We start from the raw sequence: 22,392 nt of genomic DNA, 5'->3' as shown, positions 1-22,392 counted from the left end.
CGCACCGGTGGCGGATTTCGGACCTGCCGACCGATCGGCTGCCGTCCTGCCGTCCTGCCGAGCTGGAAGCGGCAGCCGTACCGGGCCGATGTGACGTTGGCCGCCTCGCCGGTCGGCCGTACCGTACGGGCCGGTAACGTGAGCGCATGCCGATCACCCGTTCCCTGTTCTCCGCCGTCCGGGCCGGCGGCCGACGTGTCGCGGGCCGCCTCGTCCACCGGGGCTGGCGCTTCGTGCAGACGGCCGGGGCGGTGTCCGGCGACAACCCCGGGCCGTACCGGTTCGGCGAACTGGGCGCGGGGACGAAGCTCGCGTTCCCGCTCGGCGCCGTCTTCAACGAGCAGTGGATCACCATCGGCCCGTTCTCGATCATCGGCGAGCGCGTCACCATCAGCGCGGGCTTCCTGCCGGGCCTGGACCTCGGGCCGGAGCCGATAGTCCGGATCGGCGGTGGCTGCGTGATCGGCCGCGACAGCCACATCGTCGGCCACCAGTCGATCGTCCTCGGCGACGACGTCTGGACCGGCCCCGGCGTCTACATATCCGACCAGGCCCACGAGTACCGCTCCACCGACCTGCCGATCGGCAAGCAGTGGCCGCGCAACGAACCGGTCGAGATCGGCCCCGGCAGCTGGATCGGCACCGGCGCGGTGATACTCCCCGGCGCCAGGCTCGGCCGCAACGTCGTCGTCGCGGCCGGCGCGGTGGTCCGCGGCGAGGTCCCCGACCACAGCGTGGTCGCCGGCGCCCCGGCGAAGGTCGTCCGCCGCTGGACCGCCGAGGAGGGCTGGCAGCCCCCGCTGCGCCACGATCCGCCGAGCCCCGTCCCCGACGGCGTCACCGCCGAGCAGCTGCGCGCCCTGGTCGGGTGGGACCTGCGGCTGCCGGGGGAGGACGCCTCGTCCTGAGGACGGGCCCGGCCCGGACGCGGTCAACGGATCGGCCGGGCAGGGGAGTTCGGTCCGGGCGGTTCCGCTGGCTGTTCCCGGACCGGGCCCGTAGCTCCTCCGCGGGGCCGGTGCCCTTCTTCGCGGGCGGGAGCGGCAACTCGTCCGGGTGGCAGGTCTGTTCGCTCCCACCGCGCTGCCGCTCCCCGGTCAGCCGGCCGGGCTCAGCGTCACGACGGCCGTGGCGCCGTCGACGCGCAGGGTGTGCGGGCCGGGGGCGGTGAGCAGGGCGGCGTCGAAGCGGGTGAGGCCGGCCGGGCCGAGGGCGGCGGTGCCGGCCAGGCAGACCACCAGGACGGTGGCGCCGGGCGGGACGTCCACGGCGCGGGGCGAGGCGGCGAAGGAGACGTCGGCGGTGGTGCGGCCCCGGCGGGTCATCACGTTGAAGTCGACCACCGGGCCGCCGAGCAGGCGGCAGCCGGTCGTCGCGTCGCCGGGGAAGGCGAACGGGCGGAAGGGGGTGTCGACGAGGTGCTCGGTGCCGTCGACGGTCAGCGCCATGCCCGGGCCGTCGACCAGGGTGATCACCCGGTCGACGCCGGGGAACGGCGAGAACGGTCCGGCCGAGGCGACGTCCGCGAGGCTGACCCGCCAGTCGAAGGTGTCCAGCCCCGCCCCGGCCGGGAAGCCGGCGACCTCCCTGGTCACCCCGCCCCCGTTGAGCCAGGCCGTCGCCGGGCGCTCGCCCGCCCGCAGTATCCGGATCCGCCCACTGGTCGTCATGGCGGCATCCTGCCACGAGCCGCCCGGGGGCCGGGGGCGGAGGGCGCCCCCGCCGTTGCGCAGGATCTCCGGCACGGTCGGCAAGCGCGGCAGCCCGGCGCGGACGGACGGGCCTCCCGCGCCGGACGGCGCGACCGGGGGTGGGCGGGCGTCGGGGCGCGGCCGGCCGGTCAGCGGGAGCGGGCCGTCAGGGGGAGGAGCGCGGCGACGGTGGCGGCGAGCGCGACGGTGGTGAGGGCGAGCGGGAGGCCGGCGGCGTCGGCGAGGAAGCCGATCACCGGCGGCCCGATCAGCATGCCGCCGTAGCCGAGGGTGGACGCGAGGGCGACGCCCTGCGGACCGCCCGCGGCGCCGGCCCGGGCGATGGCGAGCGGGAAGATGTTGGCCAGGCCGAGGCCGACCAGCACGAATCCGCCGATGACGAGCGGCACCGAGGGCGAGAGCGCGGCGAGCAGCATGCCGGCCGCGGCGGTGAGGCCGCCGAGGACCATCACCCGGGTCTGGCCGAGCCGGATCGAGGCCCAGGTCCCGCCGACCCGCCCGGTGGTCATCGCGAAGGCGTACGCGGCGTACGCGGCGGCGGCCGTACCGGCACCGGCGTGCACGTCGTCGGTGAGGTGCAGGGTGGTCCAGTCGGCGATCGCACCCTCGCCGTAGGCGCAGCAGAGCGCGGTGAGGCCGAGCAGCAGGACGAGCAGGCGGGCGTGCGGGGCGGCCGCCGTCCGCGAGCCAGGGCTCCCGGTGGCAGGGCGGGCGGGCGCCACCGCCGGTGCGGCCGGGCTGCGGAGCAGGACCACACCGGCGCCCGCCGTGACGGCCAGGCCGAGCAGGCCGCCCAGGGCGAGCGCCCAGGCGGTGCTGAGGGTGCCCGCGAGCAGCCCGCCGGCGCCCGCGCCGAGCAGGCCGCCGAGGCTGTAGCCGGCGTGGAAGCTGGGCATGACCGGTCGCCGCAGCTCGGCCACCAGGTCGACGGCGGCGCTGTTCATGGCGACGTTGGCACCGCCGTAGCCGGCACCGAAGAGCAGCAGGACGCCGCCGAGCGCCGCGACCGAGTGGGCGTGCGCGGGCAGTGGCACGGCGACGCCGAGCAGGGCCAGCGAGCCGACGGTGACCGGCCGGGAGCCGTACCGCAGACAGAGCCGGCCGACCACCGGCATGGTGGCCACGGCGCCGGCCGAGACGCAGAGCAGGGCGAGCCCGAGGGCACTGTGCGAGGCGCTGACCTGGCTGCGGATGTCCGGAATGCGCACCACCCAGGCGGCGAACAGGAAGCCGTCGACGGCGAAGAAGGCGGTCAGTGCGAGACGTGCGGCCCCCCAGGGGGTGTCGGGGGCGGGTGGTGTGCTGCGAGACTGGGAGGAGGGGCGGTCGGTCCGGGAATACGCGAGGATTTTGTTTCGGAGCGGCACAAAGTAACAATAGAGGTGTGCAGCTCACACCTTCAAGTCCGAAGCCAGGCTCTGCGGCCGACCCCGACGCGCAGCGCGACGCCCACCGCCGCGCGGCACCCGACCGCGGCCGGACGCTGCTGGGCCCGGCGCTCTCCCTCATCCACACCGGCCAGACGCCCACCCGCTCGGCGCTCACCCGCGCGCTGGACGTCACCCGGGCCACCGCCGGCGCCGTCACGGCGGAGCTGGAGGCGCTCGGCCTGATCGCCGTCGACTCCCGCCCGGCGGGCGGCGGCCGCGGCCGCCCCTCGCACCGGCTGGCCATCGACCCCGAGGGCCCGGTCGTCATCGCCGGGCAGATCCACGCCGACGGGCTGAGCGTCACCCTCGCCGGGCTCGGCGGCCTGCTGGACCCGCCCGTCCACCTGCCGCTGCCCGCCGCCACCGACCCGGTCCGGATGCTGCGCGCCGTCGCCCAGGCGGGTGCCGAGCTCGCCCGCGGCACCACCCGCCGCTGCCTCGGCGCCGCGCTCGCGCTGCCCAACCCGGTCACCGAGCCGGACGGCACCGCCCTAGCCGCACTGCACTTCGCCTGGCCCAGTGGCACGCCGGTCGCCGACCTGTACGACGTCGAGGTCGGCCGCGCCGACAACGGCCCGCACGCGCTGGACCCGCTGCCCTCCTTCGTCGCCAACGACGCCAACCTCGGCGCGCTCGCCGAGTACCGGCACGGGGCCGGGCGCGGCGCCCGCCACCTGCTGCTGGTCACCTCCGGCCACCGCGGCGTCGGTGGCGCGCTGGTGATCGACGGCCGGCTGCACACCGGCAGCGCGGGACTCGCGCTGGAGGTCGGCCACCTCACCGTCGACCCGCAGGGCCGCCCCTGCCAGTGCGGCAACCGGGGCTGCCTCAACTCCGAGACCGACCCCGACGCGCTGTTCGCCGCCGCCGGGCTCACCCCCGAGCCGGACCGCCCGCTGCTCGACCAGGCCCGCGAGCTCTGCCGCTCCGCCGCCACCGACCCGCGCGCCCGGGCCGCCGTCGAGCACGTGATCGACCGGCTCGGCCTCGGGCTCGCCGGAGTCGCCAACATCCTCAACCCCGACCGGGTGGTGCTCAGCGGCCTCCACCGCGACCTGCTGGAGGCCGCGCCCGAGCGGCTGCGCGCGGTGCTCGCCGAGCGCTCCCTCTGGGGCCGCAGCGGCCGGGTGCCGATCGTCGGCTCGGAGCTGGCGCACAGCGCACTGGCCGGCGCGGCCGAGCTGGCCTGGCTGCCGTACCTGGCGGACCCGCAGTCGGTGGCGGCGGGCTGAACCCCGGGCCCTCCGGCGCGCCGGCCGCCGGAGGGCGATGACACGCCAGGCCGCCGGAGGGCGATAAGCGGAAGCTGGGACAGCCGAAACGGTCACTTATCGTGACTCTCATATACTCGTAGTGAGCAACCGGGGGGTTCGAGCGAGGAGAGCCATCATGGGTATCGAGCCGACCGTCGACGTGGACCGCTCCGACGCGGACTACCGCAGCTGGCTCAAGGAGGCCGTACGCAAGGTCCAGGCGGACGCCAACCGCTCCGCCGACACCCACCTGCTGCGCTTCCCGCTCCCCGCCGACTGGGGCATCGACCTCTACCTCAAGGACGAGTCCACCCACCCCACCGGCTCGCTCAAGCACCGGCTGGCCCGCTCGCTCTTCCTGTACGGGCTCTGCAACGGCTGGATCCGCCCCGGCAAACCGGTGATCGAGGCCTCCAGCGGCTCCACCGCCGTCTCCGAGGCGTACTTCGCGCAGCTCGTCGGCGTGCCGTTCATCGCCGTGATGGCCAAGAGCACCAGCCAGTCCAAGATCGACCTGATCGAGTTCCACGGCGGCGAGTGCCACCTGGTCGAGCGCTCCGACGAGGTGTACGAGGCCTCCGCCCGGCTCGCCGAGGAGACCGGCGGCCACTACATGGACCAGTTCACCTACGCCGAGCGGGCCACCGACTGGCGCGGCAACAACAACATCGCCGAGTCGGTCTTCGCCCAGCTGCGCCTGGAGCCGCACCCCGAGCCGGCCTGGATCGTCGCCACCGCCGGGACGGGCGGCACCTCGGCGACCATCGCCCGGTACGTGCACTACCAGCAGTACGACACCCGGATCTGCGTCGCCGACCCGGAGAACTCCTGTTTCTTCGACGGCTGGGTCCGCCACGACCCGGACGCGGTCTGCGCGAGCGGCTCGCGGATCGAGGGCATCGGGCGCCCCCGGATGGAGCCGAGCTTCGTGCCCGGGGCGATCGACCGGATGATGAAGGTCCCGGACGCCGCCTCGGTCGCCGCCGTCCGGGTGCTGGAGCGGGTGCTCGGCAAGCGGGCCGGGGCCTCCACCGGGACGGGGCTGTGGAGCGCGCTGCGGATCGTCGCCGAGATGCGCGCCGCCGGGGAGCGCGGCAGCGTGGTCACCCTGATCTGCGACCCGGGCGACCGCTACCTCGACAAGTACTACTCGGACGACTGGCTGGCCGGCGAACGGATCGACATCGCGCCCTACCGCGCCGCACTCGACGCCTTCCTGGCCGGCGGAGCCTGGACGGGCTGACGCCGCCGGCCCGGGCGATCGCGGGCGGTCAGGGCGTGCGGGTGCCCGGGAGGTCGGCGGGGACGAGGAGCTGGAGCTCCTCGGTGGACGGGTCGGTGAGGTGGGCGACGCGCATGGCGTGGCGTTCGACCATGGTCTCGAAGACCTGCCGGGCGGTGCGGCCGTTGCCGAAGTTGGGGCCGCGCTCCAGGGTGGCGAAGTGGTCCAGCAGCGCGCCCTCGGTGGCCTCGGCCAGCGCGTACTCGTGCTCGGCGCACTGGGCGCGGGCGATCTCCAGCAACTCCTCGGCGGTGTAGTCGGAGAAGGTGATGGTGCGGGAGAAGCGGGAGGAGACACCGGGGTTGGCGGAGAGGAAGCGCTCCATCTCACTGGTGTAGCCGGCCACGATGACGACCACCTCGTCCCGGTGGTCCTCCATCAGTTTGACCAGGGTGTCGATCGCCTCCCGGCCGAAGTCGCGGGCGCCGTCCTCGGGTGCCAGCGTGTACGCCTCGTCGATGAAGAGCACCCCGCCGCGCGCCCGGTCGAAGGCGGCGGCGGTGCGGATGGCGGTGGAGCCGATGTGCTCGCCGACCAGGTCCACCCGGGCGACCTCGACCAGGTGGCCGCGCTGCAGCACCCCGAGCGAGGCCAGGATCTCGCCGTAGAGCCGGGCCACCGTGGTCTTGCCGGTGCCGGGGGCGCCGGTGAAGACCAGATGGCGGCGGAGCGAGGGCGCCTTGAGCCCGGCCTGGCGGCGGCGCCGGCCGACCGCGATCAGGTCGATCAGCGTCCGGACCTCCTGCTTGACGGTGGCCAGGCCCACCAGCGCGTCCAGTTCGGCCAGCGCCTCGTCGGCCGGCCGGCAGTCCGGGATCGGGCCGATCGCCGCGGGTGCCGCCAACGGGGGCGGGGCGGTGGTCAGTTGGGCCGTTCTCGGGGCCGGCACCTCGGCCGCGGGGGCGGCCGGGGCGACATCGTCCGAGGTGCAGGCCTCCACCACCGGGCCGGGCTCGGAGAACTCGAAACCGGCCCGCTCGTTCTGTTCGGCCCGGCAGCGGATGAGCTGGGTGCGGCAGCCGTCGATGATGTGGAAACCGAAGCCCTTGCCGTGCGAGACCCGGCAGTCCTCGAAGGTGCCCCGGCCCTGCGCGGAGACGTACACGCCGGCGTCCGAGCTGGCCCGGACGGTGCAGTCGCGCAGCACCGGGTCGGCGCCCTTGGTGACGATGACGCCGGTGGCCACGTCGGAGATCTCGCAGCCGGTGAGCAGCCCGCCGCTGCCGTGGTCGCGGAACCAGAGCCCGGTGCCCGCCTCCTGGACCCGGCAGCCGGTGAGGGTCACCCCGGCACCGCCGCTGACCGACACCGCCGAGCTGCGGATCCGGCTGAACGAGCAGCCGTCGGCGGTGGCGGCGGAGTCGCGGTCCAGCACGAAGAGCGCGTCCGGCAGGTCGTGCAGCGAGCAGTCGGTGAGGGTGAGCCGGGCGCCGTCGCTGACCCAGAGGGCCGGGTACTCCCCGGTCGAGCCGTGGATCTCGCTGGACTCGGCGACGGCCTCGGTGCCCTGGTCCCAGACCGAGAGCGCGCCGCGCCCGAAGTCCCGGACGGTGCTGCCGGAGAGGCTGAGCCGGGCCCGGCCGCGCAGGTCGGCGCCGTTCTCCGGCAGGTCGTGCAGCCGGCAGCCGGTCAGCACCAGCTCGGCCTCGCCGTCCAGGGTCAGGCCGTTGCCCGTGACCCGGTGGATCTCGCAGTCGATCAGCCGCCCGCCGGCCTGCGCCTCGGCCTGCACCCCGCTGCCGCGGATCTCGTAGATCTCGCAGCCGGTCAGCTCGGCGGCGCTGCCCGGGTCGGTGAGCAGCACCCCGGCGCCGGAGGCGTGGTGCACCCGGCAGCGCTCCAGCGCGGCGGTGGCGCCGCCGAGCACCGCGAGCCCGGCCTGCCCGGCGGCGGCGACCTCGCAGTCCTCGAACGCGGCCGCCGTGCCCTCGCCGCGCAGCCGCAGGCCGAGGCCCGCCGGGTTGGAGACCACACAGCCGCGCAGGGTGGGCCGGGCGCCGGCGGTGACCTCGATACCGCTGGCCGAGCGGGTCTCCACCCGGCAGCCGCTGAGCGAGGGCGTCGCCGCCGGGCCGGTGACCAGGACGGCCGGGACGGAGCTGTCGCTGCCCTCGATCACCAGGTCGCGGACGATGGCGGCGGACGTCACGGTCAGCGGTACCCCGCCCGGCGGGTCGATCCGTACCGTGCCGGGCCCCTGGGCCGGGACGACGGTGACCGGTTTGTCCAGGACCACGTTCTCCCGGAAGGTGCCCGGCCGGATCGTCACGGTGTCGCCCGGTTCGGCGGCGGCCAGGGCCTCCGCGAGGGTGTCGTACTCGCCGGCGCGGCGCCGCCAGCGGGATGCGCTGTCCTGGGTGACCCGGACCCTGTGCTCAGCCATGACGGTCTGTCGTCCCCACCTTCATCGAGCCGGCGATCAACGGGCCGTACGCGGGGGTGCGCGGGCCGCCCGCCCACCGTAGCGCGCTCGCGCGGGTGGTCCGCCCGCCCGCCGCCGTACGGGACCGCGGACGCCCGGTGCCCGGCACCCCCTTCAACGAGTGCGCGCGCTTCCGGTTCCGGCCCCGCGGGCGGCGGCACCCGGTGGCCGGACCAGGCCGTTCTCAGAGCAGGCCGTGCTCCGGCCAGTGCGCGCCCTCCTCCAGCACCTCGACCTCGTCGCCGACCCGCAGCGTGCCGAACACGTCGCCCTCGACCCCGGCCGGGCGCTCGGGGATCAGGTTCTGGCCGAACGCGGCCTTCTTCAGCAGTTTGTGGTGCCGGGCCAGGGTGCGGAGCGGCTCGGGGCCGCGCCGCTCGCCGCTCTCCTGGTCGGTGGTGGTGACCACGCAACGGCCGCAGGGCTTGACCACCTTGAAGGTCAGCTCGCCGATCCGGATCCGGCGCCAGCCGTCCTCGGCCCACGGCTTGGTGCCGGTGACCACCGCGTTGGGGCGGAAGCGCTCCATCGGCAGCGTCTCGTGGCCCTCGGGGTGCTCGGCGGCGATCAGCGCGTTCAGCTCGTCGAGCGAGGCGGTGGTGGCGAGCAGCAGGGGGAAGCCGTCGGCCATCGAGACGGTGTCGCCGGGCTCGGAGAAGTCCGGGTCGACCGGCCGGGCGCGCGGGTCGTCCAGGTGCACCAGGCGGTAGTCGCCCAGGTGTTCGGCGATCCACCGGTGCGCCTCCTCGGCGGCCTCGGCGGCGCGGAAGCGGGTGCCCCAGACCTCGACGTCCGCGAGCGGGGCGCCGGCGGTCACGGCGGGGGCCGGGACGTCGATCCGGGAGCCGTCGGGGGCGGTGAGGGCGAGTGAGCCGTCGGTGGCGAGTTCGGCGCGGATCTGGCCGAGCGCGGCGTTCTCCCGCTGGCTGACGAAGCGTCCGGAGGCATTGGCGAGCATCCAGCGGCGGTCGCCGGCCAGACCCCACGGCTCGACCCGGGCGCTGGCCGGGCTGAGGCGGTACATGGACTTGACGGGGTAGACGTGGAGACCGGAGAGCTGCATTCCTCCATCCTGCCAGCCCCGCCGGACGGCGGGCACACCCCCCGGTGCACCCCCCCCCGGCGCACCCGCCGTGCCCCCGTACGCGCACGGACCGCCCGGACGCCGTGGGGTGGCGGTCCGGACGGTCCGTGGATGACCCGTTTCTCCGTACGCCCGGCGCGCGGTGGTACGCCGGGTGGTGCTCAGGTGGTGCGGGTGCCGGCCGGGTGGGGGTCGGCCCATGGGGTGGTCAGCGGCTCAGTAGCCCTGGCCCTGCGACTGGTAGCCGCCCTGCTGGAACTGGCCGGGCTCGCCGTACGGGCCCGGGCGCTGCGGCTGCATCGGGCGGACCGGCGCGACGGGCGCGACGGCCGGGCGGAGCTGGGCGCCGCCGAAGCCCTGGTCGCCGCCCTGGCCCTGGTACCCCTGGCCGGCCGGGTTCGGTCCGGCGAAGGGCTGCGGGCCGCCGAAGCCCTGCGGGCCGCCGTGCGGCTGGCCGGCCGGGTTCTGCGGTCCGCCGAAGGGGCCGGGGCCGCCGAGCGGCTGGGCGCCGAAGGTCTGCTGCTGGCCGCCCTGGCCGGCGCCGACGAAGGTGTTCTGCCCGCCGAAGCTCTGGCCGCCGGACGGCTGGTAGCCGCCGCCGGTGGTCTGCGAGAAACCGGGCGCCGGCGTCTGCGGGCGCTGGCCGGGCACGTACGGCTGGGGGCCGCCGTAACCGGGGACGGGCGGCTGGGGCGCGGCGGCGTAGGCCGGCGCGGGCTGCGCCGGGAGGTACGTCGTGGCGGGGCCGGCGGACGGGGCGCTGCTCGGGCCGGGGCCGAGGGCGAGGCGGGCGGGCGGCAGCGCGGGGAGGTTGCTGCCGGTGCTCTCGTACCCGGAGCCGTACCGGTTCTCGTAGGACGGGCCGGCGCCCGGGCCGTACCCGGTGGACAGGGCCGGTGGCAGGGCGGCCGGCACGTTGATGGGCGCGATCTGGGGGACACCGCGCTCTGCGACAAGACTGTCGTAGATGGGCGTGCCGGAGGAGAAGGACGGAGAGGGGTAGCCGACTCCGTCGTAGGAGCGGGGCGAGGTCATGGGGCATACGGTAAGCCCACAACGCGCCTGCTGAGGAGAGCGGGAGGCAGTGCAGTTCGAGTGTTTACACAGTCTTCGCTCGCACAAAGGTTTCGAAAGTGGGAAGAACGGACATTCCGGCGGCGACTTCAGGCCAACCCGGAGCCCGTGCGGACTCTCGAACGCCACCCGGACACGGCTCGCGCGGGCCCGTGTGGTGACGGGCCGGTGGACGGTTCGGGCACCGCCGAAGAAACTTCTGCGCACAGGGCGTGCGCTGGCGCATTCGAGCCCCCGCCGAGGGCGTGACGGTGGCTCGTGAATGTTTCGGGAATAAAATTCCCGTGAAGGTGTTCGACGGGTGCCCGTGAGACGGAGCCGCAGGCCCCCGGCCGGACATCCTGCCGACCGGATGCGCCCGCGGTCCAACCGCGTTCACCCGAACCGCCCAACCGGGTGCGGCCCGTCAGACGGTGCGCAGACGCTCCGCGTACGGCTGGATCCGGGTCACCGCGCCGGCGATCCGGCGCACGGTGGGCGCGTCCGTCTGCGACCAGAGCGGGACGGTCAGCACCGAGGCGGCCGGCCGGTCGGTCACCGGCAGTGACTCGGCCTGGCCGAGATGGGCGTGGGCCCGCTGGCGCTGCACCGGCGGGTGGAAGTAGCGGCGCGAGCCGATGCCCTCGGCCCGCAGGACGGCGGCGAGCCGCTCGGCGGTCGGGCCGAAGGCGTCCGACCGACCCCCGCCGCCCGCGCCCGTCCCCCTCCCGCGATGCTTGCCGAGCCGCGACGTGCGGCGCAACCGCCTTGGCGATACTGGGGGCAGTCGGTGACCGGCGGGCCGTCGGGACCGGTCAGACCGGGCGCAGTCGCAGCGAGCGTTCGTAGAACTCGACCATCTGCGCGGACACCTGGTGCAGCGTGAACGAGGTCAGGAACCGCGCCCGGGCCGCCTTCGCCCGCACCCGGGCCGACGCCCGGTCGTCCAGCGTGTCGGTGAGCGCCGCCGCCAGCTCGGCCGGCCGCTCCGGCGTCACCAGCCGGGCGTAGTCCTCCGAACCGACCGTCTCGCGCAGCGCGGGCACGTCCGCGCAGACCAGCGGGACACCGACGCCCATCGCCTCCATCGCCGCACTGCCCAGCCCCTCCCAGCGGGACGGCGCGGCGAGCGCGTCGGCGGCGGCCATCAGGTCGAACACGTCCCCGCGCGGACCGAGGAAGCGGACGTTCCCGGCGGCCTCGGCGAGCGCCCGCAGCCGCACCGTCTCGGTGCCCTCGCTGCCCGCCAGCAGCAGCACCGCCTCCGGCTCCGCCCGCAGCACCGCCGGCCACGCCTCCAGCAGCACGTCCAGACCCTTCTGGTACTGCTGGCGCGCCGCCGCGAGCACCACCGGGACGTCCTGCGGCAGATCCAGCGCGGCCCGGACGGCGGCCCGGCGCTCCGGGGTGATGATGCCCAGCAGCTCGGGGTCGCGCCCGCGCGGGACGACGTCGATCCGCTCCCGCGGCACCCGCAGCCGCTGTGCCATCGCCCCGGCCACATACCTGGTCAGCGCGTGGAACCGGCGGGTGCCCTGGGCCGTCGCCGCGTCCACCGCCTGCGCGGCCCGGACCTTCCAGGGGCTGAGCCCGCGCGCGTTGAGGTGCTCCGGGCCGTACGCCGAGTTCACCAGGCTGGACACCACCGGCGTGCGGGCCGACAGCGCGGCGGCCCGGCCGAGCACGTCCGACTCGTACAGGGTGGTGTGGACCAGCTCCGGCCGCCGTTCGCGGATCAGCCGGTGCAGCGCGGCGGCCGTCCGCCCCCGGGTGGCCCGGCCCACGCCGAACACGTCGGCCCCCGCCTCGGTCAGCTCCGGCTGGAAGCCCCCGGGTGACTCCTCGAGGTACGCGACATCCAGTTTCACGCCGGCCCGCACCAGTTGGGGGGCCATCGCCACCAGACCCTGCTCGGCCCCACCGACCCGGCTCACGCTGTCGATCACATAGAGCACATGCACAGGCCAACCCCCGCCCTCCTGGGCGCGGCCGGTCTCCCATGCCGGCCGGCACCCTGACTGCCGATCAGCATCGCAGGTGGCGGGCACCGCCCGCCAGGGATTAGGCCAGGCCGGTCCCACGGGCGCCGGGGCAGCCGGGGGCGGTCGACGGCGCTGGGGGCGCGAAACAAGGCGTACGGTCGCCATGCCCCGCGCACGACGGCTCGCGGTCGGCGCCCGCCAGGAGTACCGGCACCGGCGTACGGGCCACCACCGGGTTGCGCGAAGGGGCTGTAACCGCGCCGGGCGCTGTGCCAAGGTCGTTCCCATGCCCGACGCCGTGTCGGCCAAGACGGCCGGAACCCGCCCCCGCATCCTGCACGTGATCACCGACCCGCGCCGCCGAGGCGCCCAGAACCTCGCCCGGGACCTCCACCGGGAACTCCGCCGCCGGGGCCAGGCCTCCGCGCTGCGCGCCCTCGCCCCGCACCCCGACGCCCACCCCGACGCCCCCGACACCCGCGCCACCACCGTGCTCGGCCCCGGTCGGCTGCACCCCGCCACCCTGCTCGCCCTGCGCTCCGCCGCCCGGACCGCCGACCTCGTGCTCGCCCACGGCTCCGCCACCCTCCCCGCCTGCGCCCTCGCCCTGGCCGGCACCCGCACCCCGTTCGTCTACGTCTCCATCGGCGACCCCCGGCACTGGACCGCCCGCCCGCTGCGCCGGCTGCGCACCGGCCTCCTGCTGCGCCGCGCGGCCGCCGTCACCGCGCTCGCCGACGAGGCCCGCGCCGTTCTGCTCGACCGGTTCCGGCTGCCCGCCGCCACGGTCCGCACCATCCCCAACGCCCGTGCCGCCGACCGCTATCCGCCCGCCGACGGCGACGCCGACCGCCGCGCCGCCCGGCAGGCCCTCGGCCTGCCCACCGACAGCCTGCTGGTCGCCTGGGTCGGCGCGATCGCCCCCGAGAAGCGCCTGGACCTCGCCCTCGACGCCCTCGACCGGCTGCCCGACGTCCGCCTCGCGGTGGCCGGCGACGGCCCGGGCCGCGCCGCCCTGGAACGCCACCCGGCCGCCGCCCGCACCCACTTCCTCGGCACCCTCGCCGACCCGGCCCCGCTCTACCGGGCCGCCGACGCCCTGCTGTTGACCAGCGACAGCGAGGGCGCGCCCGGCGTCCTGATCGAGGCCGCGCTGGCCGGGCTGCCCGCCGTCGCCACCGATGTCGGCTGGGTCCGCTCGGTGGTCCGCGACGGCGCCACCGGCGCGCTGGTCGCCCCCGGCGACCCGGTCGCCCTCGCCGAGGCGCTGGCCAAGGTGCTGGCCGGCGACCGCGCCACGCTCGGCGCCGCCGCCCGCGCGCGGGCCCTGGAGCACTTCGAACTCGGCGTGGTGGCCGACGCCTGGCAGCGGCTCTTCACCGACGTGTGGGGAAGAGGCTGACCGCCCGCCGAACAGGCCGGGCCGGGCTGCGCCGAACGGGCGAATCCCGGCCCGGCCGCCCCCGGGAGACTGGCCGGTAACGATCCGTCATCGACACACTGCCCGGTGTGAAATCGCTGCTGAGGTCCACCGTCCTGCTCGCCGTCGCCGCCGGGATCGCCGCGTCCCCCCTCCAGGCCGGCGCGATCACCCCTCAACCGCCCCACGAGGGCGCCCAGTACGTCCGCCTCGACCAGCCGCAGCCGGTGCGCGAGAGCACCCGCACCGAGGCGGTCGAGTTCTTCTGGTACGACTGCAGCCACTCCCAGCTCCTGGAACAGCCGCTCCAGGACTGGGCCGGGAGGCACCGGGCCGACGCCACCCTCCGCCGGGTGCCCGCCGTCTGGCCCGGCGACCCCCACGAGGGTGCCCAGCGCGGCCATGCGCGCCTCTACTACACGCTGGAGCGCCTCGGCCTGGTCGAGCGCCTGCAGACCACCGTCTTCCGCGCCGTCCGCGTCGACCGGGCGGACCTCACCACCGAGGCCGGCGCCGCCGACTGGGCGCTGCGCCAGGGCGTCGACCCGCAGCGGTTCCGCGAGGCGTACCGCTCCGCCGAGGTCCAGCGGGCCACCGACGAGGCCGCCGGGCTGTTCGTCCGGTACGGCGTCGAGGAACTGCCCACCGTGGTCGTCCAGGGCGAGTACCGCACCTCGCCGACCAGGGCCGGCGGTGTCGAGGCCATGCCCGGCGTCCTCGACCACCTGGTCGAGCTGGAACGGCAGGGGCAGCAGGCCCGGCCCGGTCGCTGACCCGCCGCCGGCCCCGTCCGCCGACGCCCGGCGGCCCCTCGCCGGCCCGGAACGTGCGCCGGGGCCCGGCCGGACGACCCGGCCGGGCCCCGGACCTGATCACCTTCACCGATCCGACCCCCGACGACCACACCCTGTGCCAGGGTGGGCGCCGGGCCACACCGCCGCGGTACGGAACTGCCGTGGCGGCGGGCCCACTTCTCGATACCGGCGGTACCGGAGAGGGCAGGGCTCCGTGGGGGGCAACGCGCGCAGCTCGTCGACGATCCCGCCCGCCGGGCGCGGCTCGGTGCCTGGGGGCGGGAGTGGGTGGCCGGCCGGTTCTCGCTGGACAGCGCCACCACCGCGTTCGAGGAGCTGTACGCCCGGGTGCCGGCCCGCCCCGCCGGGGCGGCGCGGATGACCAGCTGGCTGCGGGACCTGGAGCAGATGACCAGGTACGAGTTCACCGAACCGGCCGCGCTGCGGATGCTCGGGCGCTGACCGCACGGAAGGCGCTGGGAAGGCGCCGGGACGGTGCCGACGGCGCCGGCCGCTCAGTAGGTCCGGCCCTTCCAGGACGCCCCGTGACCCCGCCAGTGCCGCACCGCCGAGTCCACCGTCATCAGCAGGTACAGCGCCGCCGTGAACGGCAGCAGCAGCGCGGCCGGCGCGGGCCGGCGGTAGTAGCGGAGCATCGGCAGATACGTCCCCGCCATCAGCGCCCAGGCCGCGCCGCCCGCCCCGGCCACCGCCCACCGGGTGGTGGCCAGCCCGGCCAGCGTCGCCACCGGCGGCACCAGGTAGACCAGCGTCAGCCCCAGCACCGTCCCGAGCAGCAGCACCGACGAGTGCCGGAGCTGGGCGTACGCGCTGCGCGAGACCATCCGCCACAGCTGGGCGAGGCGCGGGTACGGCCGGACGCTGTCCACCTCCTCGGCCAGGCCCAGCCAGATCCGTCCGCCGGACGCCTTCACCGCGCGGGCCAGCGACACGTCGTCGATCACCGCGCCCCGGATCGCCGCCACCCCGCCCGCCCGCTCCAGGGCGTCCCGCCGCACCAGGGAGCAGCCGCCCGCCGCGGCGGCCGTCCGGCTGCCGGGCCGGTTGCTCCGGCGGAACGGGTACAGCTGGGCGAAGAAGTACACGAAGGCCGGGACGATCAGCCGCTCCCAGCCGGTCTCCACCCGCAGCCGGGCCATCTGCGAGACCAGGTCCAGCCCGTTGCTCTCGGCTCCGGCCACCAGGTCGGCCAGCGAGTCCGGGCCGTGCGCGATGTCGGCGTCGGTCAGCAGCAGGTACTCGGCGTCCGGCCCGGCCAGCTCCACGCCGTGCCGCAGCGCCCACAGCTTGCCCGTCCAGCCGGGCGGCAGCGGGGGAGGGGTGGTGACGGTCAGCTCCAGGCCGGCCGTGCTGGTGAGGCCCGGGGCGGCGGGGTCAGGGGTGGCGAGGTTCGACGCGACCGCGCCCGTGCCGTCGGAGCTGTGGTCGTCCACCAGGATCACCCGGGCCCGGCCCGGGTACTTCTGCGCGAGCAGGCTCGGCAGGCTGAGCGGCAGCACCTCCGCCTCGTCCCGGGCCGGCACCACCACCGCGACCGCGGGCCAGCGCGCGGGCGGCCGACGGGGCGGGAGACGCACGTCGGTACGCCAGAACAACCCGTGGCAGCACGCCAGCCAGAGCCAGACCAGCAGGGAGAGCACGGCGATCCACAGCAGGACGGTCACCCCGGCAGTCTGCCGCACCCGGGGCCCGGCGGGGCGGATCGACTAAAGTCTTGACCCGTGAAGATCGCACTGATGGACTCCGGAATCGGCCTGCTGGCCGCCGCCGCCGCCCTTCGGAAGCTGCGCCCGGACGCCGATCTGGTGCTCTCCTCCGACCCGGCCTCGATGCCCTGGGGCCCGCGCACGACCGAGGAGGTGACGGCGCTCGCCGTCGGTTGCGCGCGGGCGGCGGCCGCCCTCGAACCGGACGCGCTGGTGATCGCCTGCAACACCGCCTCCGTCCACGCGCTCGCCGCGCTCCGGGCCGAACTGGAGCCCGGACTGCCCGTCATCGGCACGGTGCCCGCCATCAAGCCGGCCGCCGCCCTCGGCGGGCCGGTCGCGATCTGGGCCACCCCCGCGACCACCGGCAGCACGTACCAGCGCGGGCTGATCCGTGACTTCGGCGGGGCGGCCACCGTCACCGAGGTCGCCTGCCCGGGCCTGGCCGACGCCGTCGAACACGGCGACGACGACGCCATCGAGGCGGCCGTCACCGACGCGGCCGCCCGCACCCCGGCCGGTACGGCGGCGATCGTCCTGGGCTGCACCCACTACGAACTCGTGGCCGACCGCATCCGGGCCGCCGTGGCGCCCACCGCGGCCGCCCAGCTCACCCTGCACGGTTCCGCCGACGCGGTCGCCGCCCAGGCCCTGCGCCGCATCGGGGACCCGGCCCGCCAGGGCACCGGCACCCTCACCGTCCTCCACGCAGGCCGCCCCGCCGCCCTTCCCACCGCCGCCACCCGTTACCCCCAGGGCCGTACCCTCGCCGCCCCGGCCCCGCTCCCGGCCGTCTGACGGGGGCCCCGGCCCGGACGAGGTCCTGCTACGCGACGGCCTGGCCGCGCCAGCGGCGGTAGGCGGGCTCCAGCCCGGACAGGATGGTGTCGAAGCGGCGGGTGCTGGTGGTGGAGTCGACCTGGAGGCGGCTGATCTGGAGCGGGTGGTCGGGGAGCCGGGGGCCCAGGCGGTGGTCGGAGAGGAACCCGAGGTGGTAGCCGAGCTCCTGCAGGACGGTTTCGGCACGCGGGTCGTGGCCGCCGTCGGGGTAGGCGAAGGCGATCGGGGGCTCGCCGAGCCAGCGGGTGAGGGCTTCGTGCGCGCCGGTGATCTCGGTCCGGACGGTGGCGTCGTCGCAGCGCCCGAGGCAGGGGTGCCCCTGGGTGTGGTTGCCGATCGCGACCCCGCCCTCGCGCAGGGCGAGCAGGTCGGTGGGGGTGAGCTGGTCCTGGCGGGGAGGCCTGCGGTCCGCGCTGACCCGCAGTTCCTGGAGGCTGCGCCGCCGGTCGGGGTCGGGCATGGCCTTGAGCCGGCGCAGCAGCTGCGAGGGGTGTCCGCAGTCGAGTGAACGGGCGCGCCCGCCGTGCCGGGCGAGGAAGTCGGCCTCGTGCCACCAGAACGGTCGTTCCGTCCCGATCAGCTCGGAGATCACGAAGGCGGCGGCCGGGATGCCCCGGTCGTTCAGCGCGGGCAGGGCGTGGGTGAGAACGCTGCGGTCGGCGTCGTCGAAGGTGACCAGCACGCTCCGGGCCGGCAGCGGACGGCGGTCCGCGACGGCCTGCCGGACGGCGTCCAGTGAGACGGGCGTGGCAAGTCTTCGCAGCCGGTCCAGCTGGGCGCCGAAGGACCGCGGGTCCGTCACGCCGTGATAGGCGAGCACGGCGAGCCGCTGGGCGGCGCGGGCCCGGAACAGGGGCTGGACGGGGGCGAAGCGCAGCCACTCACCTCGCCCGTCCGAGTGACAGCCCGCGGACTGCGCGGCGTGCCGCCCACCGCGCGCGCCGGCACCGCGCTGCTCGCGGGCCGCCGCGCCCGTCGCTGAGCGGGCCGGCGAGCGTGTGGACGCGCCGGACACCGGCTGGACCGCCGCCCGTGGCAGCGGGCGAACACGCACGCCGGGCGCGGACCTGGCCGGGGCCGTCGAGGTCGACGTCGTGGACTGGGACTGCGGCACGGTTCCCCCTCGGTCGCCGATGCGGCGTGGCGGTACCGCCGGAGGACGGAGCCCGGCCTCCGACACCAAGGGCACGGCGGCTCCGCCCCCTGGGTATTCCGGTCCACGGCGGGGACTCCCAACCCGCACCGCGGACGGCTCCTGGATCGCTCAATGTAGTGGAGACCGATACGCCGCGTAGATGGTTGTACCGGACAGTCGAGGATTTTTCGCGCGCCGGAGGCGGGGCGGCCCCGGCCGCGCGCCGGAGTGCGCCCGACGCCGGGGCGGTTGCGGAGGGTGTCCGGGGAATCACTTCCCGCGGGCTGCCCCGGGCGCCCTCCCGGGGTACCTTGGGCTCATGGCAGATGCGGAACGTGATCACTCCCACCCGCACGGCGCGACCAGGATGGCCCGCCTGTGGAGTGGTGGCGCGCTGGTCACCCACCAGATCCCGCTGGCGATGGTCGGCCTGGCCTGTCTGGCGGTGGGCATCGTGGTCGCGGTGGCGGTTCCGGACAGTGACGGACCGGCCTGGGCGATGGCGGTGGCCGGATGTCTCGGGGCCGGCGTGCTGCTGCTCGGCCGGATCGCGTTCGCCGTGCTGCGGTACCGCCGGGGCGCCACGCTCTGACGCGGGACGGGCACCCGTCTCAACCGGTCGGATCGGCCGGTTTACAGCCCATCCGCCAACTCCTTCTCGCCTCTTTCACGATTCCGGTCCACCAGCCTCACGGTCCCCCCTGCTGTGATTTTCGTCCGGTGCGTCAACTGCGCCGGATGCGGGGCCACTTGACGGCGCCGGGGAGGGCGCCGCAGAGGGGGGGGGCGATGAGCGGCACCGCCGCGCCCGGACCGACCGGAGCCGTCGGAGGCATCCGCGCCCAGGTCAAGCGCCGGCTGGCGCGCCCGGCCGGGTGGTCTCCCTGGACGAGGCCGTCGACCGGATCGAGGCCGGCCGCCGGACCCCCGGCACCGTGCTCACCTTCGACGACGGCTTCGCGGACGTCTACGAGAACGCCTGGCCGCTGCTGCGCGAACGCGCCCTCCCGTTCACCGTCTACCTCGCCAGCGGCCACGTCGGCGGCGAGACGCGCTGGGAGGGCTCCACCGCCAAGGGCGCCGGCGCGCCCGCGCTCAGCTGGGAGCAGCTGCGCGAGATGACCGGCTCCGGCCTCTGCACCGTCGCCAACCACACCGCACGCCGCGCTGCTGGACGGCCTCGGCGCGGTGCCCGCGACCCTGGTCCACCCGCGGGCGCTGATCGCGCCCGGGACCGAACTCGGCCCCGGCTGCCTGGTGATGGGCGGGGCGTACGTGTCCAGCAGCGTGCGCCTGGGCGCGCACAGCCAGGTCCACTACAACGCGACCGTCGGGCACGACAGCGTGCTCGGTGAGCGGGTGACGGTCTGTCCGGGCGGCAACGTCTCCGGTGCGGTGCTGCTGGACGACGGCGCGACCGTCGGCGGCAACGCCGTGGTGCTCCAGGGCCGCAAGGTCGGCGCGGGCGCCTTCGTCGGCGCCGCCGCCGTGGTCACCAGGGACGTCCCGCCCGGCGAGGTGGTGGTCGGCTCGCCGGCCGGACCCCGGCGCGCGCCCTCCGGTAGGGCGCGCCGGGCGCGTGTCGCGGTGGCGAGGACAGCGGGGCCGGGCAGAGCCGCAGGTCCGACGTGGACCGGTGGATAGGCTGCGGGGCATGGCCATTCCTCCCTTCCTCGCCGAACTCCGCTCCGTGGTCGGTACCCGCCCGCTCTGGCTCAGCGCCGTCGTGACCGTCGTCCTGGACGACGACGGCCGGGTGCTGCTCGCCCGGCGCGCCGACGACGGCCGCTGGGCGCTGCCCGGCGGCATCCTCGACCCCGGTGAGCAGCCCGCCGACGGCGCGGTGCGCGAGTGCCTGGAGGAGACCGGCGTCGCCGCCGTCCCCGAACTGCTCGCCTCGGTCGGCGTGACACCGGAAGTGACCTACCCCAACGGCGATGTGACGCGGTACGTGCTCCTCACCTTCCGCTGCCGGGCGGTCGGCGGCGAGGCCCGGGTCAACGACGACGAGTCGCTCGCGGTCGGCTGGTACACCCTGGACGCGCTGCCGCCGATGATCGACGAGGAGCACCAGCGGCTGCGCCAGGCCCTGGAGTGCCAGGGCGCGGCGTTCTTCGAATGGGAAGGCAGGGAGCGGCCGTGACCGGCCGGCTGGCCGAAGTCCCGCTGCGGGACGGCCCGGTGCGGGTCCGGGGCGCCCTGCATCTGGAGCGGGCCGAGCACGGTCTGCGGCCCTGGCGGCTGCCCGCCTGGACGGCCGGGCAGTTCCCGGACGGCGAGCTGCGCCGGGTGGCCGCCATGCCGTCCGGTGTGCGGCTGGCCTTCCGGACGGCGGCCGCGGTGCTCGAACTCGCCCTGTACGCCGAGCCGGAGTCGCCGTACCCCGGGGCGGTCGAGCTGTGGCTGGACGGCGTCCGGACCGACCGGGCTCCGCTGCCGCCCGCGGGCGGGCCCGTCGTCCTCCGGTTCGCCACCGGGGCGGGCGGTGAGCGGGAGGCCGAACTGTGGCTTCCCCAGTGGACCGCCGTCGAACTGACCGCCCTGCGCGCGGACGCCCCGGTCCTCCCGCCCCGGCCGACCGGGCGCCGCCGCTGGCTGCACCACGGCAGTTCGGTCAGCCAGGCACCGGAGGCCGCCTCGGCCGCCGACACCTGGCCGTGGATCGCCGCCGGGCGGGCCGGCGTCGACCTGCTCAATCTCTCGCTCGCGGGCAACGCCCAACTGGACCCGTTCACCGCCCGGACCATCCGTGACCAGCCGGCCGATCTGATCAGCCTCAAGATCGGCATCAACGTCCTGACCAAGGCCTCGTTCCGGCTGCGCACCTTCGGCCCGGCCGTGCACGGCTTCCTCGACACCGTCCGCGAGGGCCATCCGGACACCCCGCTGCTGGTGGTCTCCCCGGTGTTCAGCCCGCCGTTGGAACGGACGCCAGGCCCGGCGGCGTTCGAGGCGACGGAGACCGGCGGCCGGTTCGCGGCGCTCGGGGACCGGGCGGACGTCCCGGCCGGGGCGCTCACCCTGGAGGTGGTCCGCGCCGAACTGGCCCGGATCACCGCCGCCCGGGCCGCCACCGACCCGGCGCTGCACTACCTCGACGGGCTCGCGCTGCTCGGCCCGGCGGACGCCGACGGGCTCGTCGACCTGCTGCACCCGGGCCCGGCCGGGCACACCCTGATCGGCGAGCGCTTCGCCCGGCTGGCCTTCTGCCCGAGCGGCCCCTTCGCCGTGCCCTGAAAGACCCGGCAGCCCTGCCCTCAGAGCGTGCGGAACCACTCCGCGGTCCGCTCCAGGCCCTCGCGCAGCGGCACCGGCCGGACGTCCGGAAACAGCTCGCGCAGCCGGGAGTTGTCGGCCTGCGAGTCCCGGACGTCGCCGGGCCGGGGATCGGTGTGGTCCACCTCGACCGGGTGGCCGAGCACCGACTCCAGCTCGCCGACCAGCTCCAGCAGCGAGGTACGGGCGCCGAAGGCCAGGTTCACCGGGTCGGCGTGCACCACCCGGCGCAGCACCGCCTCGGTGATCACCCGGGTGACGGTGCCGACATAGGTGAAGTCCCGGCTCTGGCCGCCGTCCCCGTGGACGGTCAGCGGCCGGCCGGCCAGTGCCGCGTCCAGGAAGGCCGGCACCACGGCGGCGTACGCGTGTCCGGCGGGCTGGAGCGGGCCGTACACGTTGAAGAACCGCAGCGGCAGCACGCCGAGCCCGTAACAGTGGTGATAGGCCGCCAGATACGCCTCGGTGGCCAGCTTGCTGACCGCGTACGGGCTCATCGGCGCGGTGCGCATGCTCTCCCGTTTGGGCAGCTCGCGGTTGGCGCCGTACACCGAGGACGAGGAGGCGGCCGCCACGTACAGCCCGCCCGCCCGGCGGGCCGCCTCCAGCACCTCCAGGGTGCCGGTGGCGTTGGCGTGGTGGCTGGCCAGTGGGTCCGCCACCGAGCGGGGGACGGAGGGCAGCGCGGCGAGGTGCACCACCGCGTCGGCACCCGCGAACGCCTCGTCCAGCAGGGCGGGTTCCAGGATGCTGCCCTCGTAGAGCGTGGCGTCGAGGCCCGCCAGAGTGGCCTTGCTGCCGGTGGAAAGGTCGTCCACGACCCGGACCTGGACCACCTCCGGGCGGGTCAGCAGGGCCCGGACCAGATTGGCCCCGATGAATCCGGCTCCGCCGGTGACGACCACGCGCATGGCTGAGGTTCCCCCCCCGACAACCGCCCGGCCCGCTCGGCCGGCCCTGCGCCGATGGTAGCCGGGCGGTC

21 protein-coding genes and 1 pseudogene are annotated in these 22,392 nt (G+C 75.8%); 12 read left to right on the top strand and 10 right to left on the bottom strand.

The window, feature by feature from the left end:
- Positions 1 to 146: 146 nt before the first annotated feature.
- Entirely contained in the window at positions 147 to 908 is a 762-nt protein-coding gene (locus tag ACIP82_RS33200) for a DapH/DapD/GlmU-related protein (protein WP_363610561.1), read from the top strand.
- Positions 909 to 1,097: 189 nt separating this feature from the next.
- Here the strand turns inward: ACIP82_RS33200 and ACIP82_RS33195 are convergent, their stop codons facing one another.
- Both ACIP82_RS33195 and ACIP82_RS33190 read right to left on the bottom strand, forming a co-directional pair.
- Complete coding sequence (locus tag ACIP82_RS33195; RefSeq protein WP_363610563.1) at positions 1,098 to 1,670, bottom strand: HutD family protein; 573 nt, start codon at positions 1,668 to 1,670, stop codon at positions 1,098 to 1,100.
- A gap of 170 nt (positions 1,671 to 1,840) precedes the next feature.
- Positions 1,841 to 3,079: an MFS transporter gene (locus ACIP82_RS33190; RefSeq protein WP_400658886.1), complete on the bottom strand. Its 1,239-nt coding sequence runs from the start codon at positions 3,077 to 3,079 to the stop codon at positions 1,841 to 1,843.
- A 116-nt stretch (positions 3,080 to 3,195) separates the two neighbouring features.
- Between ACIP82_RS33190 and ACIP82_RS33185 the strand changes: the two genes are divergently transcribed.
- Together ACIP82_RS33185 and ACIP82_RS33180 are read left to right on the top strand one after the other, a co-directional pair.
- On the top strand, positions 3,196 to 4,374 hold the full coding sequence (locus ACIP82_RS33185; RefSeq protein ID WP_363610663.1) for an ROK family protein: 1,179 nt from the start codon (positions 3,196 to 3,198) through the stop codon (positions 4,372 to 4,374).
- Positions 4,375 to 4,531: 157 nt separating this feature from the next.
- Positions 4,532 to 5,638, top strand: a complete 1,107-nt coding sequence (locus ACIP82_RS33180) for a PLP-dependent cysteine synthase family protein (protein WP_363610565.1) — start codon at positions 4,532 to 4,534, stop codon at positions 5,636 to 5,638.
- Positions 5,639 to 5,666: 28 nt separating this feature from the next.
- Here ACIP82_RS33180 and ACIP82_RS33175 read toward each other — a convergent pair whose 3' ends face one another.
- The 5 genes from ACIP82_RS33175 to ACIP82_RS33155 form a co-directional block, all read right to left on the bottom strand.
- On the bottom strand, positions 5,667 to 8,060 hold the full coding sequence (locus ACIP82_RS33175) for a right-handed parallel beta-helix repeat-containing protein (protein ID WP_363610567.1): 2,394 nt from the start codon (positions 8,058 to 8,060) through the stop codon (positions 5,667 to 5,669).
- 223 nt (positions 8,061 to 8,283) lie between these two features.
- Positions 8,284 to 9,162, bottom strand: coding sequence for an MOSC domain-containing protein (locus ACIP82_RS33170; protein ID WP_400658883.1), 879 nt, complete (start codon positions 9,160 to 9,162; stop codon positions 8,284 to 8,286).
- Between the two features lie 237 nt (positions 9,163 to 9,399).
- Entirely contained in the window at positions 9,400 to 10,218 is an 819-nt protein-coding gene (locus ACIP82_RS33165; protein WP_400658881.1) for a DUF6643 family protein, read from the bottom strand.
- A 445-nt stretch (positions 10,219 to 10,663) separates the two neighbouring features.
- Positions 10,664 to 10,999 (bottom strand): DegT/DnrJ/EryC1/StrS family aminotransferase, encoded by a 336-nt coding sequence (locus ACIP82_RS33160; RefSeq protein WP_400658879.1) that lies wholly within the window; start codon positions 10,997 to 10,999, stop codon positions 10,664 to 10,666.
- Between the two features lie 52 nt (positions 11,000 to 11,051).
- Entirely contained in the window at positions 11,052 to 12,182 is a 1,131-nt protein-coding gene (locus ACIP82_RS33155; RefSeq protein WP_400658877.1) for a glycosyltransferase family 4 protein, read from the bottom strand.
- A 322-nt stretch (positions 12,183 to 12,504) separates the two neighbouring features.
- Between ACIP82_RS33155 and ACIP82_RS33150 the strand changes: the two genes are divergently transcribed.
- The 3 genes from ACIP82_RS33150 (at position 12,505) to ACIP82_RS33140 (ending at position 14,894) form a co-directional block, all read left to right on the top strand.
- Positions 12,505 to 13,620 carry a glycosyltransferase family 4 protein gene (locus ACIP82_RS33150; RefSeq protein ID WP_400658875.1) on the top strand — a complete coding sequence of 372 codons (1,116 nt, stop codon included), beginning with the start codon at positions 12,505 to 12,507 and terminating at the stop codon, positions 13,618 to 13,620.
- A gap of 107 nt (positions 13,621 to 13,727) precedes the next feature.
- Positions 13,728 to 14,411 carry a thiol:disulfide interchange protein DsbA/DsbL gene (locus tag ACIP82_RS33145; protein WP_400658873.1) on the top strand — a complete coding sequence of 228 codons (684 nt, stop codon included), beginning with the start codon at positions 13,728 to 13,730 and terminating at the stop codon, positions 14,409 to 14,411.
- A gap of 309 nt (positions 14,412 to 14,720) precedes the next feature.
- Complete coding sequence (locus ACIP82_RS33140; RefSeq protein WP_400658871.1) at positions 14,721 to 14,894, top strand: hypothetical protein; 174 nt, start codon at positions 14,721 to 14,723, stop codon at positions 14,892 to 14,894.
- A 53-nt stretch (positions 14,895 to 14,947) separates the two neighbouring features.
- Here ACIP82_RS33140 and ACIP82_RS33135 read toward each other — a convergent pair whose 3' ends face one another.
- On the bottom strand, positions 14,948 to 16,117 hold the full coding sequence (locus tag ACIP82_RS33135) for a glycosyltransferase (protein WP_400658869.1): 1,170 nt from the start codon (positions 16,115 to 16,117) through the stop codon (positions 14,948 to 14,950).
- Between the two features lie 57 nt (positions 16,118 to 16,174).
- Between ACIP82_RS33135 and ACIP82_RS33130 the strand changes: the two genes are divergently transcribed.
- Entirely contained in the window at positions 16,175 to 16,957 is a 783-nt protein-coding gene (locus ACIP82_RS33130) for a glutamate racemase (RefSeq protein WP_400658867.1), read from the top strand.
- Between the two features lie 28 nt (positions 16,958 to 16,985).
- On the opposite strand, the gene ACIP82_RS33125 is transcribed toward ACIP82_RS33130, so the two are convergent.
- The gene (locus ACIP82_RS33125; RefSeq protein ID WP_400658865.1) at positions 16,986 to 18,053 is read right to left on the bottom strand and encodes a polysaccharide deacetylase family protein; all 1,068 of its coding nucleotides are present in this window, start codon (positions 18,051 to 18,053) and stop codon (positions 16,986 to 16,988) included.
- Positions 18,054 to 18,453: 400 nt separating this feature from the next.
- Here ACIP82_RS33125 and ACIP82_RS33120 point away from each other — a divergent pair, with 400 nt between their 5' ends.
- The 5 genes and pseudogenes from ACIP82_RS33120 to ACIP82_RS33100 all read left to right on the top strand — a co-directional run bounded on the left by ACIP82_RS33120 (position 18,454) and on the right by ACIP82_RS33100 (position 21,371).
- Complete coding sequence (locus tag ACIP82_RS33120; protein WP_400658863.1) at positions 18,454 to 18,726, top strand: hypothetical protein; 273 nt, start codon at positions 18,454 to 18,456, stop codon at positions 18,724 to 18,726.
- Between the two features lie 283 nt (positions 18,727 to 19,009).
- Positions 19,010 to 19,237, top strand: a pseudogene (locus ACIP82_RS33115) (polysaccharide deacetylase family protein); the annotation flags it as partial.
- 85 nt (positions 19,238 to 19,322) lie between these two features.
- Entirely contained in the window at positions 19,323 to 19,778 is a 456-nt protein-coding gene (locus ACIP82_RS33110; protein WP_400658911.1) for a hypothetical protein, read from the top strand.
- A 10-nt stretch (positions 19,779 to 19,788) separates the two neighbouring features.
- A complete protein-coding gene (locus tag ACIP82_RS33105) occupies positions 19,789 to 20,277 on the top strand; it encodes an NUDIX domain-containing protein (RefSeq protein WP_363610593.1) in 489 nt (162 codons plus the stop codon).
- A complete protein-coding gene (locus tag ACIP82_RS33100) occupies positions 20,274 to 21,371 on the top strand; it encodes a lipase (protein ID WP_400658861.1) in 1,098 nt (365 codons plus the stop codon). The genes ACIP82_RS33105 and ACIP82_RS33100 overlap by 4 nt, the downstream gene beginning before the upstream one ends.
- 20 nt (positions 21,372 to 21,391) lie before the next feature.
- On the opposite strand, the gene ACIP82_RS33095 is transcribed toward ACIP82_RS33100, so the two are convergent.
- Positions 21,392 to 22,321, bottom strand: a complete 930-nt coding sequence (locus tag ACIP82_RS33095) for an NAD-dependent epimerase/dehydratase family protein (protein ID WP_400658859.1) — start codon at positions 22,319 to 22,321, stop codon at positions 21,392 to 21,394.
- Between the last annotated feature and the right edge of the window lie 71 nt (positions 22,322 to 22,392).

Origin of the sequence: Kitasatospora sp. NPDC088548 (assembly GCF_044753005.1) — a bacterium.
In the GTDB taxonomy this organism is placed as follows: domain Bacteria; phylum Actinomycetota; class Actinomycetes; order Streptomycetales; family Streptomycetaceae; genus Kitasatospora.
The sequence above is the reverse complement of the archived record's forward strand: the minus strand, read 5'-3'. Positions and strand labels throughout refer to the sequence as shown.

What these genes read in the sequence shown, in the direction of transcription:
- ACIP82_RS33200 (WP_363610561.1), top strand. Translation starts at nt 147, where the DNA reads ATGCCGATCACCCGTTCCCTGTTCTCCGCCGTCCGGGCCGGCGGCCGA.
- ACIP82_RS33195 (WP_363610563.1), bottom strand. Translation starts at nt 1,670, where the DNA reads ATGACGACCAGTGGGCGGATCCGGATACTGCGGGCGGGCGAGCGCCCG.
- ACIP82_RS33180 (WP_363610565.1), top strand. Translation starts at nt 4,532, where the DNA reads ATGGGTATCGAGCCGACCGTCGACGTGGACCGCTCCGACGCGGACTAC.
- ACIP82_RS33175 (WP_363610567.1), bottom strand. Translation starts at nt 8,060, where the DNA reads ATGGCTGAGCACAGGGTCCGGGTCACCCAGGACAGCGCATCCCGCTGG.
- ACIP82_RS33170 (WP_400658883.1), bottom strand. Translation starts at nt 9,162, where the DNA reads ATGCAGCTCTCCGGTCTCCACGTCTACCCCGTCAAGTCCATGTACCGC.
- ACIP82_RS33165 (WP_400658881.1), bottom strand. Translation starts at nt 10,218, where the DNA reads ATGACCTCGCCCCGCTCCTACGACGGAGTCGGCTACCCCTCTCCGTCC.
- ACIP82_RS33150 (WP_400658875.1), top strand. Translation starts at nt 12,505, where the DNA reads ATGCCCGACGCCGTGTCGGCCAAGACGGCCGGAACCCGCCCCCGCATC.
- ACIP82_RS33120 (WP_400658863.1), top strand. Translation starts at nt 18,454, where the DNA reads ATGGCAGATGCGGAACGTGATCACTCCCACCCGCACGGCGCGACCAGG.
- ACIP82_RS33105 (WP_363610593.1), top strand. Translation starts at nt 19,789, where the DNA reads ATGGCCATTCCTCCCTTCCTCGCCGAACTCCGCTCCGTGGTCGGTACC.
- ACIP82_RS33095 (WP_400658859.1), bottom strand. Translation starts at nt 22,321, where the DNA reads ATGCGCGTGGTCGTCACCGGCGGAGCCGGATTCATCGGGGCCAATCTG.